15 protein-coding genes are annotated in these 14883 nt (G+C 63.1%); 4 read left to right on the plus strand and 11 right to left on the minus strand.

Going from position 1 to position 14883, the window contains the following annotated elements; all coding sequences use genetic code 11:
• Positions 1-41: 41 nt before the first annotated feature.
• A complete protein-coding gene (locus GRI97_RS07750) occupies positions 42-482 on the plus strand; it encodes a DUF1801 domain-containing protein (RefSeq protein WP_161390472.1) in 441 nt (146 codons plus the stop codon).
• On the opposite strand, the gene GRI97_RS07755 is transcribed toward GRI97_RS07750, so the two are convergent.
• The 6 genes from GRI97_RS07755 to GRI97_RS07780 form a co-directional block, all read right to left on the minus strand.
• Positions 479-1219 (minus strand): molybdopterin-binding protein, encoded by a 741-nt coding sequence (locus GRI97_RS07755; protein ID WP_161390473.1) that lies wholly within the window; start codon positions 1217-1219, stop codon positions 479-481. The genes GRI97_RS07750 and GRI97_RS07755 overlap by 4 nt on opposite strands.
• The gene (locus tag GRI97_RS07760; protein ID WP_161390474.1) at positions 1206-1880 is read right to left on the minus strand and encodes a cytochrome b/b6 domain-containing protein; all 675 of its coding nucleotides are present in this window, start codon (positions 1878-1880) and stop codon (positions 1206-1208) included. The genes GRI97_RS07755 and GRI97_RS07760 overlap by 14 nt, the downstream gene beginning before the upstream one ends.
• Before the next feature lie 92 nt (positions 1881-1972).
• Positions 1973-2728, minus strand: a complete 756-nt coding sequence (locus GRI97_RS07765; RefSeq protein ID WP_235917640.1) for an SDR family oxidoreductase — start codon at positions 2726-2728, stop codon at positions 1973-1975.
• A 42-nt stretch (positions 2729-2770) separates the two neighbouring features.
• Entirely contained in the window at positions 2771-4828 is a 2058-nt protein-coding gene (locus tag GRI97_RS07770) for an NAD(+) synthase (RefSeq protein WP_161390475.1), read from the minus strand.
• Between the two features lie 234 nt (positions 4829-5062).
• Positions 5063-5746 (minus strand): MOSC domain-containing protein, encoded by a 684-nt coding sequence (locus tag GRI97_RS07775; protein ID WP_235917641.1) that lies wholly within the window; start codon positions 5744-5746, stop codon positions 5063-5065.
• A 14-nt stretch (positions 5747-5760) separates the two neighbouring features.
• Positions 5761-6963, minus strand: a complete 1203-nt coding sequence (locus tag GRI97_RS07780) for an amidohydrolase family protein (RefSeq protein WP_235917642.1) — start codon at positions 6961-6963, stop codon at positions 5761-5763.
• Between the two features lie 119 nt (positions 6964-7082).
• Between GRI97_RS07780 and GRI97_RS07785 the strand changes: the two genes are divergently transcribed.
• Positions 7083-7670 (plus strand): MarR family transcriptional regulator, encoded by a 588-nt coding sequence (locus tag GRI97_RS07785; RefSeq protein ID WP_161390476.1) that lies wholly within the window; start codon positions 7083-7085, stop codon positions 7668-7670.
• A gap of 53 nt (positions 7671-7723) precedes the next feature.
• Here the strand turns inward: GRI97_RS07785 and GRI97_RS07790 are convergent, their stop codons facing one another.
• Positions 7724-8320, minus strand: a complete 597-nt coding sequence (locus GRI97_RS07790; protein WP_161390477.1) for an FMN-dependent NADH-azoreductase — start codon at positions 8318-8320, stop codon at positions 7724-7726.
• An 83-nt stretch (positions 8321-8403) separates the two neighbouring features.
• Here GRI97_RS07790 and GRI97_RS07795 point away from each other — a divergent pair, with 83 nt between their 5' ends.
• Together GRI97_RS07795 and GRI97_RS07800 are read left to right on the plus strand one after the other, a co-directional pair.
• Complete coding sequence (locus GRI97_RS07795) at positions 8404-8850, plus strand: winged helix-turn-helix transcriptional regulator (protein ID WP_328598514.1); 447 nt, start codon at positions 8404-8406, stop codon at positions 8848-8850.
• Between the two features lie 666 nt (positions 8851-9516).
• Positions 9517-9780, plus strand: a complete 264-nt coding sequence (locus tag GRI97_RS07800) for a CPCC family cysteine-rich protein (RefSeq protein WP_161390479.1) — start codon at positions 9517-9519, stop codon at positions 9778-9780.
• A 224-nt stretch (positions 9781-10004) separates the two neighbouring features.
• On the opposite strand, the gene GRI97_RS07805 is transcribed toward GRI97_RS07800, so the two are convergent.
• From GRI97_RS07805 to rlmN, 4 genes are all read right to left on the minus strand, one after another.
• Positions 10005-10463: a hypothetical protein gene (locus GRI97_RS07805; protein WP_161390480.1), complete on the minus strand. Its 459-nt coding sequence runs from the start codon at positions 10461-10463 to the stop codon at positions 10005-10007.
• Positions 10464-10826 carry a transcriptional repressor TCF25 family protein gene (locus GRI97_RS07810; RefSeq protein ID WP_161390481.1) on the minus strand — a complete coding sequence of 121 codons (363 nt, stop codon included), beginning with the start codon at positions 10824-10826 and terminating at the stop codon, positions 10464-10466.
• Positions 10827-10951: 125 nt separating this feature from the next.
• The gene (locus GRI97_RS07815) at positions 10952-13420 is read right to left on the minus strand and encodes a PhoX family protein (protein ID WP_161390482.1); all 2469 of its coding nucleotides are present in this window, start codon (positions 13418-13420) and stop codon (positions 10952-10954) included.
• Positions 13421-13573: 153 nt separating this feature from the next.
• On the minus strand, positions 13574-14869 hold the full coding sequence (gene rlmN / locus GRI97_RS07820; RefSeq protein WP_161390878.1) for a 23S rRNA (adenine(2503)-C(2))-methyltransferase RlmN: 1296 nt from the start codon (positions 14867-14869) through the stop codon (positions 13574-13576).
• Positions 14870-14883: the final 14 nt, after the last annotated feature.

The raw sequence follows: 14883 nt of genomic DNA on the forward strand, positions 1-14883 counted from the left end.
CGCGGCTTGGCGCGGTGTCAATGACAGGGTAAATTCCATCTGTGGCAGGATTGAAAACACATGAAACACAGGCCGGCGTGGCCGGGTTCATCGCCGCCGTGGAACCGCAAGTCCGGCGGGAAGACGCCATTTTGCTGGATCAGCTGTTCCGCAAGGTGACCGGTCAGCCGCCTGCCATGTGGGGCCCATCGATCATCGGGTACGGTCGCTATCACTATCGCTATGGCAGCGGGCACGAAGGGGACATGTGCCGCACCGGATTTTCCCCGCGCAAGGCGAAGCAGTCGCTCTATGTGTTGGCCGCCAGTGACGATCCGGCGGATATCGCCCGGCAGGATGAATTGCTGACACGGCTGGGCAAGCATGCGCGCGGCAAGGGCTGCCTCTATGTCACGCGACTGGCCGATGTGGATCTGGCCGTGCTGGAAGAATTGATCGGCGATTGCTGGGACACGATGAATCGCCTCTGGCCCGACAGCTAGATCCCGGCGTACCAGGTGTAACCGGCCCGGTCTTCCCAATAGCCGCCTTTGCCTTCGCCGATGTCATCCAGGCTGGCGACCAGCTCGATGCCGGTCAGATATTTGGCATGCTTGTAACCCAGCTGCCGCTCGATCCGCATTCGCAGCGGTGCGCCGTTGATGATCGGCAACGGTTCGCCGTTCAGAAGATGGGCGATGATGGTCTGCGGATGATGCGCATCGAGCAGATCGACACTTTCGTAATAATTCCCGCCGTTCAGCGTATCGGCACAGCGGAACACGGCGAAGCGCGCGCTGTCATCCACCCCGGCCATGGCCAGCAAAGTGGACAATTGCGGCCCGGTCCATTCGGCGATCGCGCTCCATCCTTCCACGCAATCATGCCGGGTGATCTGCGTGCGCTGGGGCAGGGCGCGGATCTCGTCGAGCGACAGGCTGAGCGGCTTCTGCACCAGCCCGCTGACACTCAGCTGCCAGTCGGCAAAGCCATTGGCCGATGACGCACGATAGGCATCGGTATCGACATCGATGCTGCCATTGCCGCGAAAGAAGGGCGACACATCGGCCTTGGTGAATTCCGGCGCCAGCGCCTGCTCTCCGCCCAGTGCCCGGTGCGCGGCGCGGTTCAGTCTGCCGGTGGCGTCGATCACATCGGCAAACCAGTCGGTCTTGCCGATCTTGGTGCAGCCGGCGGTGAAAAGCGCCGCCAGCCCCGCCAGCACATTACGCCGCTTCATCGCGATGTCCTCCGGTGATCATGTCGCGCAATTGCCGGATCGGCCCGGACAGCAGCACCATCACGACATGCACGATGAAAAACCCGAACAGCAGCCAGGCGCAAATGAAATGGATCGACCGCGCGCTCTGCCGCCCGCCGAACAGATCAAGCAGGAAGGGCCAGGCCGCATTCATCGCCGGGCTCATCGTCAGCCCGGTCAGGATCATCAGCGGCAGCAGGATCAGGGTGACCAGCCCATAGCTGGCCTTCTGCAGGGAATTGTATCGTCCCGAATGCCCCCCGAAATCCAGCCGCAGATGCTGGCGGATATCGCGCGAGATAGGCGCCACGCGCCATTCGCTGGCGCGCGTGGCGATGTCGCGGCGCAGGTGCCCGTTGATCAGCGCCGCGATCAGGAACAGCAGCAGCGACAGGCTGAACACCCAGGCCATCAGCAGATGCCAGTCGCGCGCGCCGGCCAGGCTGTAATAGTTCGGAATGGTCGCCCAACCGGGAAAGCGCGGCACAAACAGCCAGGCGGTGGACGGATCGAAGCCCCAGTCCCCCCAATAGAGCCGCCGATGCGCGTTGGAGATATTGAGGCCCGACATGAACAGCACGATCACGCTCAGGGCATTGATCCAGTGCCAGATACGGGTGCTGAGCGCATGTCGTTTCATTCTCGCGCCTCCTGAAAAACACCCGCATACACAGTCGGTGCCGACACATTAGCCTGCCGGGCCGCCATGCGACAGTGCAAAGCGCCCCGTTTTTAAGTGCCTCGCGCCAGGAAGATCACATCGCGCGCCTGCGGCACCAGATGCTGTCCGGAATCGACGAACAGCGCCTGCCCATTGGCCAGCGGCCCGGTCGCCAGGAACAGCGCCGCGTCGGCCACATCCTCCAGCGTGGTCCGCCGCCCCAGCGGGTTCATCCGATGCGATATCTCCGCCTCCGCCGCCGATTGATCGAAACTGGGCAGGATTGCGCCCGGCGCCAGCGAATGGATCCGGTCGCCCGGTCTGGCAGCCATGGCCAGCATGGCGTTTCCGGCCGCCACCGCATGCTTGCTCATGGTATAGCTGAAGAAATCGGGGTTCGAATTGGCGATCTTCTGATCAGTCAGCTGGATGATCCGCCGCCCGGCCTTGCTGCGCGATTGCTGCAGGAACTGCTGCGCCATCCGCATCGGCATTTCGGCATTCACCCGCATCGCCTCGGCAAACATTTCGGGCTGCAACGCGTCCGCATGATCGTCGCGAAACACCGCCGCGCTGTTGACCAGCACGCGCCAATCCTCATGCCGCGCGGCAATTCCGTCGATCATCTCCCGCACGGCATCGCCATCGGCCAGATCGCAGGCGCACACCTCCGCACTCGGCAGGCTGACTGCCAGTGCCTGCGCGTCCTCCACTGAACGATGGCAATGGATCACCACATGCCAACCGGCCTCACCCAACCGCCGGCCGATCGCCGCCCCGATCCGCCGCGCACCACCGGTCACCAGCACCACCGGCTTGCCAGTCAAACCGGCACCGCCAACAGGTCGGGATCGTCAGGCCGCACCATCTTATCCCGGCACATTCGCCCGCAGCTCCTCCAGCCACACATCGGCCACCGCATCGCTCGGCGCACGCCAGTCGCCGCGCGGGCTCAGCGCGCCACCGGCGCTCACCTTGGGGCCATTGGGGATGGCGCTGCGCTTGAACTGGCTGAAGCCGAAGAAGCGGCGCAGGAAATTTTCCAGCCATTTGCGGATCGTGGCGATGTCATACTGGTTCTTGGCGCCCGCGGGGAAGCCGGATGGCCAGATGCCGCGTTCCGCATCACGCCAGGCGTGCCAGGCCAGGAATGCCACCTTCGATGGCCGCTGTCCGAACCGCACGATGTAATGCAGGAAGAAATCATTCAGCTCATAGGGGCCGACCGCCGCCTCCGTGCTCTGGATCGCGCCCTTGGCATCGGCGGGCACCAGTTCCGGGCTGATCTCCGTGCCCAGGATCGCCTCCAGAATGGCGTCGGTTTCCGCATCGAACTGATCGGTGCGTGTGCACCAGCGGATCAGATACTGGATCAGCGTCTTGGGCACGCCGGCATTCACCGCATAATGGCTCATGTGGTCGCCCACGCCATAGGTGCACCAGCCCAGCGCCAGCTCGCTCAGATCGCCCGTGCCGACGACAAAGCCCTGATGCTGCCCGGCCAGGCGGAAAAGGTAATCGGTGCGCAGCCCGGCCTGCACATTCTCGAATGTCGTGTCATAGACCGGCTCCCCGCTGGCATAGGGGTGGCCGATATCGGCCAGCATGCGCTCGGCCGCCGGGCGGATATCGATCTCTTCCGCCACAATGCCCAGCGCCCGCATCAGCTTCCAGGCATTGCTTTTGGTTTCGTCGGACGTGCCGAAGCCGGGCATGGTATAGCCGCGGATAGTGCTGTGGGGCAGGCCCAGCCGCTGGCACGCCTTGGCGCACACGAGCAGGGCATGGGTCGAATCCAGCCCGCCCGAAATCCCGATCACGAGGCTCTTGGAACGGGTCGATTCCATCCGCCGCATCAGCCCGTCGACCTGGATGTTGAACGCTTCGAAGCAATCCTCATCCAGCTTTTCCAGCCGCCCCGGTACGAAGGGGAACCGCGCCAGCGGGCGGATCAGCCCGATATCGCCGCGCGCCGGCACATGGTCGAAACTGACCACGCGGAAATGATCTTCCGGCCGGCCATCCGCCTCGGCATTGTCGTTGAACGTCTGCCAGCGCAGCCGCTCCCCCAAAATGCGCCCGGTGTCGACATCGGCCACGCACAGTTCCGGTTTCAGCGCGAAACGCTCGCTTTCGGCCAGCAGATCGCCCAGCTCGAACACCATGCCCTGGCCGTCCCACGCCATATCCGTGGTGCTTTCGCCATGGCCGGCGGCTGAGTAGATATAGGCGCTGGCGGTCCGGGCGCTCTGCGCGCGGCAGAGCAGGTGCCGTTCGTCCGACTTGCCGATCAGGATGTTTGACGCGGAAAGATTGGCCAGAATGGTCGCTCCGGCCAGTGCTGCCGCGGTAGACGGCGGATTGGGCGCCCAGAAATCCTCGCACAGTTCCACCCCCAGCTTGAAACCGGGCAATTGGTTGGAGGCAAACAGCAGATCGGTACCAAACGGCGCCTGCAGGCTGCCGACGGTGATCGTCTGGCCGCGCACATTGCGGCCATGCGCGTACCAGCGCTTTTCATAGAATTCGCGATAATTGGGCAGATAGCTCTTGGGCACCACCCCCAGCAGCACGCCATCGGCAATCACCAGCGCGCAATTGTACAGCCGGCCATTGTGCCGCAGCGGCGCACCGATCAGCGCCACCGGGCTCAGCCCGCGCGTCGCGGCGCGAATGGTGGCAACGGCCGCCTCCACCGCTTCCAACAGGGCGGTCTGCATCACCAGATCGTCGAGCGCGTAGGACGACAGGCACAGTTCCGGGAACACCAGCAGATCGACATGCGCCGCATGCGCGCGTTTCAGCTCTTCGATGATGCCGCGCGCGTTGAACGCCACATCGGCGGTGCGTACGGGCGGCGTGCTGGTGGCCACGCGGATGAACCCATGGCGGTGCATGTCATGGAAGCTGTGGTTGGTGTCGCGCATCAGTCTGCTGTCTGTCCGTATGAAATCGGGGAAACGGGCTCCGCCGTGCCGGGGCGCGGCGCTGTGTTGAGAGGCAGCGCATAGCGGGCCGGCAGGTTCCAGCCGGCAGCGGTCATATGCGAAGCAAGGGGCGCGCCGTGGGCCGGCGGGCGGCGATGGAACATGGCCTAACTATCGGGAAATCACGCCTTTGCACAAGCCCGCGTGCAGTGTGTCAGGTGCTTGCCGTGGCGATCAATCCCGCCGCAATTTCTCCGCCCGCGCGCGCCAGCTGGTCGCCAGCACGGGCAGGGCGGCCAGCGCGCGGATCGCCGCCGGGTCGCCCTTGTGCCCGCTACCGATCAGCAACTGGAAAGTATGCGCCACGCTCCATCGCGGATGCGGGCGATCCTGCAGCATCAGCCCATCGCCCTGCTGCACCGTGCCGCTTTCGATCACGCGATAATACCAGCCCGATCGCCCGGTGGTGACGATCCGCGCATTGATGCCTTTGCGACCGAAATGATGGTCGATCTTCCAGCACGGCTGCCGCCCCTGCGACACTTCGACCAGCGCCGTACCCAGCCGGAACCGGTCGCCGATACACAGATCCGCCTCGGTCAGCCCGCTGGTGCTGATATTCTCGCCAAAGGCGCCCGGCGCGTCGAGCAGCTCATGCCGCTCCAGCTCATCCCGCCAGGCAGCATAATGGTCATGCGGATAATGGTGGATCGCCTTGTCCACCCCGCCATGCACCGACAGATCGGCCTGCTCATCGCCGGCCAGTCCCAGCGGACCGATCGCGATCGGTCCATCGGCTGGCGATTTGGCAATGGCGCTCGCTTCTTTGCCGCGAAACGGCACAGCCCTGCCAACGAGAATGGGGCCAACCGCAAACGGGCCAGCAGCAATATCATCCATCACTGCCGGCCCGTTCATGATCTCACCTGTTCTTATGCGGCGACGGTTTCTTTCCCGATCGCCAGATTGGCGCGCACGGTCGCCTTGCTCAGGTCCAGCCCATACAGCTTGGCCGCATTGCCGCCAACCAGGCCGCGCACCACTTCGGGGTCCATATGGCCCATGGTTTCACCGATGGTGCGCACGCTGTTCGGCCAGATCGAATCCGGATGCGGGTAATCGCTCGCCCACAGCAGATTGTTCGGGCCCCAGAATTCCAGCAGCCGCATCGCCGTCGGGCTCTGCTGGAAGGTGCCATACACCTGCCGCTTGAACACTTCGCTCGGCTTCATCTTGTGCGGAATGCCGCCCTTGTCTTCCCAGAAATCGCTGCACTCCCACAGCCGCCAGTGGCGATAATCCAGCTCTTCCACCACCCAGGGAACCCAGCCCACGCCGCTTTCGGCGATCACGATGTTCAGCTTCGGGTGCCGTTCCAGAATGCCCCAGGCGAACAGGTCGACGAAGGGATCCAGGAACTGTTCGATGAACATCTTGGCATGCAGGAAGGTCGCGCCCGGGCTGCCCTTGTATTTGTCGAACGCATCACCCGCCTTGGGGAACACGGTCACATGAAACGCCAGCACGATGCCGCTCTGTTCCAGCAGGTCGAACAGCGGTTCCCAGCGCTTGTCTTCCAGCCGCGGCTCGGCCACCGCGATCTGCAGATTGGCCTGGCGCACGCCGCCCTTTTCGGCCAGCCGCTTCAGCTCTTCATAGGCCGCTTCGGGATAGGGCGGCAGCATCGCCACGCCGATCAGGCGGTCGGGCGCCACGCTGCAGAAATCGTCGAACATCCAGTCGTTGAACGCCGCATAGGCATCGCGCATGAAGTCGGGATCGTTCGTCTTGATCGACGTTACCGGGCCGAACACCAGATGGCCCCACACATTGTCGCGGTCCATATCTTCAAGTCGCAGCTTGGCGTGGCCAGCGCGCAATTCGGTCAGATCCTCCACCCCGCCGCGATCGTATGCGGTCAGGATCGGCTTGGGCCCGCCGAAGCTGAAGCGCTTGCCGCTCCACATGCCCCAGCGCTGGCCATCGGCCATCCACTGGGCGGGGCCGTTTTCCTGATCCACCACCTGCGGCGTGCGATCACCCCATTTGGCGGACATGCGCCGCGTCCATACATCGGCGGGCAGCATGTTGAGATCGAGATGGTCGTCGCAAGAGACGAGCGCGGTTTCCAGCATTCTATCACTCCCAAAAAACGGGCCCAAAAGCCGGCGCAGGGCGATTTCGTTGAATCGTCACCAACGCTTGGCAAGATACCTACAATGATACATATCATCGGGCAAGAGGATGAAACATCATGGCAAACGACGATCTGCCCTCAAGCCTGCACGCGGCAGAGCTGGATAGGGGCGGCCCGATGACAGAGGCGGGAGCCATTCAGGACGGCAACGAAGCGGATGACGCGCTGCTCTATGGCGTGATGTATCCGCGGGGCTCGCGCGCCGAACGCGAATTCCGCACGGTTCTTACCCTGTCGCGCACGGTGCGGCTGTGGACGCAGTCCGTGGAACGGCTGCTGCGCGATCGCACCGGGCAGACCCGCACCCGCTGGGAAACGCTCTTCGCCATCCGCTTCGCCCCGCAGCCCCGCCGCGCGACCGATCTGGCGCGGCAGATGGGCGTGCAATGGCCGGCGCTGCTGCGCAATCTGGAAGGGTTGGAACGCGATGGGCTGATCATCCGTCAGCCCGATCCGGAAGACAGCCGCGCCCGGCTGATCGAACTGACCGAGGCGGGCCATGCCGTGATTGCAGAGGTGCGCGCCACCGTCGATCCGGCGCGCGCGGCGTTGCTGGACAATATGGCCGATGCGGAACTGGATGCGATCAACACGCTGGTCACACGGATACGCGGGCGGCTGGAACAGCAGCAGCGGCTCCGCTGATCGGCCGACAAAACACAACGGGCCGGCGGCATGCCGGCCCGTTGCCAAACACATTATAGCTTGGCGATTTCCGCCTTGGCATCGGCCAGCGCTTCGGCCCGGGCTTCGGGGCCGAAACCGATCTTTTCCGCGCGGATGAACACCGGATCATCGACGCCGATGAAGGACAGGAAATCGCGGATCAGCGTTTCCTGATGTTCGAACGGTGTGTCCTGCTCATAAACCCCGCCGCGTGACGAAACCACGATCACCCGGCGCCCGCCGGCCAGCCCCTTGGGGCCCGCTTCGGAATAGCTGAATGTAACGCCCGGCACGCCGAGCCGGTCGAGCCAGGCCTTCAGCTGCGAAGGAATGGTGAAATTGTACATCGGCGCGCCGATGATCACCACGTCGGAGGCGAGGAATTCATCCAGCACCGCGCGCTCTGCGGGGAAGGCGGCCTGCATTGCGGGCGTATGGGCATCCTGCGGCAGGCGGATCGCGCCGGTCGTGACCGCATCGATATGGGGCAGGGGATTGCTGGCCAGATCCCGCTCGATCAGCGTCGCACCCGGGTTCTTGGCCGCAAAATGATCGGCCAGCGCCTGGGTCAGCTCGCGGCTGACCGAATTTTCACCCGTGACGGCGCTGTCGATGCGGAGGATCTGCATGAGTTCTATCTTTCCATGGTTACGTTGGATAACTTGGCGGCCATATGGAAACTGTCACCCACTTCGCGCAAGAAGGCACTTTGGTGTCCGATAGGCACACCGATGTGCCCACCAACGCCGCAATCGCGCCGCAACCCGCCCCGCCAGCCACGCCTCTGGCAGAGGTCGCACCCGATGACAGCAACAGCTGCCAGACGGTCAATGAAGTGCTGGCCCGCATCGGCGACAAATGGTCGATGCAGGTGGTCATGAGCCTGGGGCGCGGCCCCTTGCGCTTCAACGAACTGCGCCGCCGGATAGAGGGCATTTCCCAGCGCATGCTCACCCGCACCCTGCGCGGCCTGGAACGCGACGGCCTGGTCAGCCGCAAGGTCACCCCCTCCGTCCCTCCACGCGTGGATTACGCGCTAAGCACTATGGGCATGTCCCTGCGCGATCCGGTCATGGCCCTGGGCGGCTGGGCCATCGAACACCGCCACGCCATCGCCATGGCCCGCAGCGCGTTTGATGATGCGCAGGAGGAAGGGTGAGGGCGGGGGCGTGATTGGGCGGGATAGCGCCCAGCGAACCCGCACACACCACCATCCCCACCCGACACCAACCCCACCCGACACCAACCCGACCCCCACCCACAAACATCCGTCCAGCCTGAGCCCGTCGAGGGCTAGCCACCACGCTTGAGCCACGCGTCTGAGCCAAAATGATCTGCCGCAAGCACCAATGCGGGTGGCGATGCGATTGGTTTTCAGCTTAACTCCGCTGGCTATTCACTCACGTGAGGCGGGCATGGCGATAGCACTGGATATCAAAATACGAAAAGCAGATTTGCGCCGAGAGGATGCAATTTCTGTTATCCAGGAAGCATAGTGTAACGCCGAAATTAGCGGGCCTGGCCGCTAGCCTTCTCCGCGATCCTTTTGTGCTGCTGTCCGCCTCGGCGCTTGAGTCATTGACATTCATGGGCAGAATTTCTGATCGCTAATCTGCGCAGGCGCCGGCTTTGTGCCAGCTGAAAGTGGTATGACGGATTCCGGCCGAACCGCGCGCCGGTCAGCTACCAAGAGTTCCGAAGAAAGATAAATGCCGGACTGTCAGCATGTTGAACGATAGCGTGCTAAAGCTGACGCGGTGCTGTATAATCGCTTTGCAGCAGACGCCCGCTTGCACATGTTTGCCTTAACCGGCAGTCTATCGACATGTCGCATGATGCCCCGTTCAAACGCTGCTGCCCCTGCTGCGATAATCGCACGCTCGATGAACATGCGGATTACGAGATTTGTCCGGTATGCTTTTGGGAAGATGACGGACAGGATGACGAAAGTGCAAACGAGATTTGGGGCGGGGCAAACGGGGATATTTCACTAACAGCAGCACGACAAAATTATATTCGCATCGGGGCTGCTGATCCGAAGAATTTACGTCACGTTCGTGCGCCGACCGAGGCAGAAGCAGCGCGATAACGTAGGTTTGCTCTCCATCGGGACTTGGTTATTGGGCCTTTGATTTGCTAGCAAAATCTTGCTGACTGTGACCCAGATTGCTTTCCGCCTAGCCAATAGCAGGCTGACGGTATGTCGCAACGATCCGAGAAGCAGTTGGCTCGCTGGACATAAAGGCGTGCCACCTCCGCTTGATCCGGACGAAAATAGCGAAATGTCAAAGGCGTACTTGGGGGTTGCTTTTCTCAAACGATGGCCACCCGAGGGTTAGACCAAGTCTTGTTTGCATCCGATGCGAGCTGACCGAAAGTGGTGGAGAGCGGAAATTCGTCAGCGCTTGAAATGCGCCCTTCAAACTCGTTTAGTAAAGTCCCGCCTTCGATTTCCTGCCCGTTCCGATAAGCCATAAACGAGCGATCAAGAATGCTGTGAAGCTCACGCCGTTTGTCCTCGAATTGCTCCTCGGGATACGCAATCACGACGCCCGCATGAAGCTGCTCAAAGGCTCGATCTAGCGTCATTTGTTCGGCGGGTGCGAGGAAATCTCGATAAGGGAAACGGTCGGGCGCATAGCCGAGGACATAGGCGATATGGTTCCATAGGTCGTCTATGTTCTCCATTACAAACATCTCGCCCTCCTTGCGTGAGCACATTATCGGAAGCTCGAACGCCCGCAACTTGGCGAAAGCTGCTGCGTTGGACAATCACGCAAACGGAAACGCAGTCCAAAACCGCGCCGCCACATCCGGATGGCGCCGCAACGCTTCCAGGGCAGCCTCCCGGCTCTGAAAGGTCTCATCGATCACCCGCCCGCGTTCAACCGCAATTCCCGCCAGCGCAGCCTTGCTGCCGTTGTAACCATGGGGCGCAAAGCCGACCACCGTATAGGCTTCGGCAGCGGGCCCGTCGAAATCGGCCAGTTCCAACAACCATTCCGGCGGGTCGTCCAGCACGGCGATGGCGTGATCGCACCATAGGCGCATTTCGCCCAGGCTGATCGCTCCGGTCATCAGGGCGCTCAGCACGAAATCCAGATCGGCGCTGTCGTCGGATTCTATCCGCATCATGGCACCATGCCGGTCACAGGGCAGGGCGCCAAACAAAAACCGCCGGTTGTGCCCAGGCACCACCGGCGGTTCTTGATCGGGTGCCGGCCGGGCGCCTGGGGCGTCCGGCCGGTCGAAGGCGGGGGTCAGAGACCGACGATACCGCCGTCATTCTTGGTGATCGCCACCACGGCCGAACGCGGGCGGCCGCTGTTGGTGCCGGTCTGGCTCTGCGGCCAATGGCTCGACGGAGCGTCTGCTTCGCCGTTTTCGCCCGGGTGCTGGATGCCCACGAACAGCGTGCGACCGTCCGGAGTGCTGTCCACGCCGGTCAGTTCGCATTCCAGCGGACCGGTCAGGAACCGGCGCAGCGTGGCTGCGGTTGCAGCCGCACCGACGAAGGTCGCCTGCTGGGCGGTCTGGGTGCCATTGGTGTTGGTGATGGTGCGTGCGCCGCCATCGCCAACCTGGCCCGGCAGGGCGGCCAGCATCTGGTTGTTGGTGCGATCGGTGAAGGCGCCATCATCCGTCTGCAGCCACATCAGCGGGTGATGCTGACCGGCCGGGTTGGTCGTGCGGCTGAACCACAGGCCGTCCGGGCTGGAGAAGTCGTTGGCGGTCGTCAGGCCCGACAGATTGACGTTCTGCGCGCTGGCATCGGTCGAATCTGCACCGAACAGATAGATGTCCCAGGTGAAGGTGGTTGCCGCCGATTCATTGTCCTTCTCACGCAGACGGACGATGTGACCGTTGGGATTGCCCAGCTGATTGCTGGTGCCCTTCGGGTCGTTGTAGTGGCGCGGGTTGGCGGCGTCGGTGCCGGTCAGCGGGCGACCGGCGGCGTTGTTGTTGGTCAGCGTCAGATAGACTTCGCCGGTGACCGGGTTGGTGCCGGTCCATTCCGGGCGATCCATCGGGGTCGCGCCAACGGCGTCGGCGGCCAGACGGGTGTTGACCAGAATGTCGGCCTGGCTGGCGAACACATATTCCTCATCGGTGCCGGTGGCCGGACGGTTGGGAACCTGGCCATGAACCAGCGGCAGCCAGGTGCCGGTGCCATCGGCATTGAACTTGGCTGCATAGAGCGTGCCGGCATCCAGGTACTTGTCGCCCACGGCCAGACGGTCGGCCGCTTGCGCGTCGGATGGGTTCCAGGCCGCGTTCGAAACGAACTTGTACATATATTCGCGGCGGGAATCGTCACCCATGTAGATGGCGATCTTCTTGCCGCTGGTCAGATTGCCCAGCCATGCGCCTTCATGGCCCATGCGGCCCAACGCGGTGCGCTTGCGCGGCACGCTGTTGGGATTGTACGGATCGACTTCCAGCACCCAGCCGAACTTGTTGGGTTCGTTGCGGTAATCCTGGGTGGCCGATGCGGCCGTGGCGCGCGCGTCCCAGCGGCGGAACATCTGGTCGCCCGACGGGGCGGAAGACCAGGCATAGTTGCCGGAATTGCTGGTCACGCCATAACGGCGCAGCGCGGTCAGTTCGCGTGCCGAACGATTGGCATTGTCCGTGCCGGCGCCCGAATTGTCACGACGGAAATAACCGGCCCAGTTTTCTTCGCAAGTCAGGTTGGTCGCCCAAACGGTGTGGCCATTGGCGCAATTGTTGATCGTGCCGGTGCCGTTGATGCCGTCGGTAGCGGCAACCGTCTTCAGGAAATCGGTGCCACGCACCGGGCCGTGGAACACGACCGGGGTGTTCGGCGTAATGCGGCGGTTCAGCGCGCTGTTGGGCACCACGGCCCAACCCGGATTGCCGCTGTCGCGGAATTCGGTGACGCTCACGCCATGGGCTTCGATTTCCTTGCGGGCTTCGCCGGCCGGGCGCGGGCCGCTCGAAACATTGGTCGGGCCATTCGGGTGCAGATACTGCACATTCAGGTTTTCATGGTTCTGCACCAGCACGCCACGGGTGGAGCTGTTGTCGTCGCGGGCACCGGCGGCGTTCAGGCCATACCAGGTCAGCGCGTCGCCATGGTCGCCGATGCGGCTGGCGAAATCGGTGTCCGTACCGTCATTGGCATAGTTGGGCGCATTGTTGACAATCGGATCACCCAGGCGGGTCATCACGGTCACGCTGTAGCCGGCCGGAACGGTCACGATGTCGTTCTTGTTGTGCGGCACGGCGGCGAAGCCCAGCGTTGCCGGATTCACGACAACCGTGGTCACCGACGTGGCAGGGCGGGCGCCGGCACCGCTGCTGCTCAGGCTGAAGGTCAGCTCCGTACGGCTGGCAACAGCCGGGGCGATGAACTTCGGCGTCGCGGTGTCTGCTCCGCCGAGAGCGACTGCCGGACCACCGGTCTGCTTCCAGGTCAGCGTGCCGACTGCGCCGGTCGCCACGCCTGCCAGGGTCACCACGCGGCCAGCGCTGGTGACGATGGTGCCACCGGCGTTCACGGTGGAGTTTTCGCCCAGATCGTCGTCACCGCAAGCGGCCAGCAGCGTCGTGCCCATGAAGGCTGCGGTCGATGCGACCAAGCCGCCACGCATCGTCTGACGACGCGAATAGCGTTCGTTGACGATCACTTCCAGTGACGGTGTGTCCATGCGGTTGGTATCGACGTCACCGTCGGTATAGCCGCGAACGTGTTCGATGTCTTTCATGCCAGAAACCCCCGAATTGATTGAGTCCACGGGGCGCTAACTGGCTGAATTACATGACGGTTTCACGGATGGTATGCGTCCATCCCGGGTTAGAAATATGACCGGCCCTGATACATCCGGGCCGAAATCCTGCCGTGTCCGGACAGAAATGTGTCAATTGCCGATGGCGGCCGGTTCCGTCGATCCATCGGCCATTGCTGTTTCCTGCGCGGCAGCGGCTTCGCGGTCACGCTCGGCCCGGCTCTTCTTTTCGGCGGCGGTCTTCAACTGGCCGCAGGCGGCATCGATATCGCGGCCGCGCGGCGTGCGCACGGGGGCGGAAATGCCGCCTTCGAACACGATGTCGGAAAAACGCCGCACGCGTTCGGGGGTGGAACATTCATATTCCGCGCCGGGCCAGGGGTTGAACGGGATCAGATTGACCTTGGCCGGCAGCTTGTAATGCTTGAGCAGGCGGACCAGCTCATGCGCATCCTCATCGCTGTCGTTCTTGTCCTTCAGCATTACATATTCGAACGTGATGCGCCGCGCATTGGACGCGCCGGGATAGGCGGCGCAGGCTTCCAGCAGCTGTTCCAGCCCGTATTTGCGGTTCAGCGGCACGATCTCGTCGCGCACTTCCTTGGTCACCGCATGCAGGCTGACGGCCAGATTGACGCCCAGCTCCTCGCCGCAGCGGGTCATCGCCGGTACCACGCCGCTGGTGGACAGGGTAATCCGCCGCTTGGACAGGGCCAGACCGTCGCCATCCATCACCAGCGTCAACGCGTCGCGGACATTGTCGAAATTGTACAGCGGCTCGCCCATGCCCATCATGACGATATTGGTCAGCAGCCTGCCGTCGGATGTATATTCGGCGGCATCCGCATTCTCGTCATCGGTCAGTTCGGAAAAATCCATCTTTCCGCGCGGCCATTCGCCCAGCGCATCGCGCGCCAGCATCACCTGGCCCACGATCTCGCCCGGCGTCAGATTGCGCACCAGCCGCATGGTGCCAGTGTGGCAGAAGGTGCAGTTCAGCGTGCAGCCGACCTGGCTCGACACGCACAGCGTGCCGCGATCGGCGTCGGGGATGAACACCATCTCATAATCATGGCCGTCATCGGTCCGCAGCAGCCACTTGCGGGTGCCGTCCACACTGTGCTGCGCCTCGACGATATCGGGCCGTCCGATCACGAAGCGTTCGGCCAGCCAGGGGCGCATGGTCTTGGCGATGTCGGTCATCGCCTCGAAATCGGTCACCCCGCGGTGATACAGCCAGTGGAACAGCTGCTTGGCGCGCAGCTTGGCTTGCTTGCTGTCCAGCCCCTGATCGGCCAGCAGCGCGGCCATACGCCGGCGCGACAGGCCCATCAGATCGATGCGCCCATCGGCGCGCGGCGTGATGTCACGCGCCACGGGAACCGGGTCGATCTGCCCGGGGATCTGCATCAATGATGTATCGGCCATGCGCGCCATATAAT

The sequence above is a fragment of the Croceibacterium xixiisoli genome (genome assembly GCF_009827305.1).
Lineage (GTDB): Bacteria > Pseudomonadota > Alphaproteobacteria > Sphingomonadales > Sphingomonadaceae > Croceibacterium_C > Croceibacterium_C xixiisoli.

Excerpts from the sequence above, each read along its gene's own strand:
- GRI97_RS07810 (WP_161390481.1), bottom strand. The coding sequence starts at position 10,826 with ATGATGCGGATAGAATCCGACGACAGCGCCGATCTGGATTTCGTGCTG.
- GRI97_RS07760 (WP_161390474.1), bottom strand. The coding sequence starts at position 1,880 with ATGAAACGACATGCGCTCAGCACCCGTATCTGGCACTGGATCAATGCC.
- GRI97_RS07770 (WP_161390475.1), bottom strand. The coding sequence starts at position 4,828 with ATGCGCGACACCAACCACAGCTTCCATGACATGCACCGCCATGGGTTC.
- GRI97_RS07815 (WP_161390482.1), bottom strand. The coding sequence starts at position 13,420 with ATGAAAGACATCGAACACGTTCGCGGCTATACCGACGGTGACGTCGAT.
- GRI97_RS07780 (WP_235917642.1), bottom strand. The coding sequence starts at position 6,963 with ATGCTGGAAACCGCGCTCGTCTCTTGCGACGACCATCTCGATCTCAAC.
- GRI97_RS07775 (WP_235917641.1), bottom strand. The coding sequence starts at position 5,746 with ATGAACGGGCCGGCAGTGATGGATGATATTGCTGCTGGCCCGTTTGCG.
- rlmN (WP_161390878.1), bottom strand. The coding sequence starts at position 14,869 with ATGGCCGATACATCATTGATGCAGATCCCCGGGCAGATCGACCCGGTT.
- GRI97_RS07785 (WP_161390476.1), top strand. The coding sequence starts at position 7,083 with ATGGCAAACGACGATCTGCCCTCAAGCCTGCACGCGGCAGAGCTGGAT.
- GRI97_RS07800 (WP_161390479.1), top strand. The coding sequence starts at position 9,517 with ATGTCGCATGATGCCCCGTTCAAACGCTGCTGCCCCTGCTGCGATAAT.
- GRI97_RS07755 (WP_161390473.1), bottom strand. The coding sequence starts at position 1,219 with ATGAAGCGGCGTAATGTGCTGGCGGGGCTGGCGGCGCTTTTCACCGCC.
- GRI97_RS07790 (WP_161390477.1), bottom strand. The coding sequence starts at position 8,320 with ATGCAGATCCTCCGCATCGACAGCGCCGTCACGGGTGAAAATTCGGTC.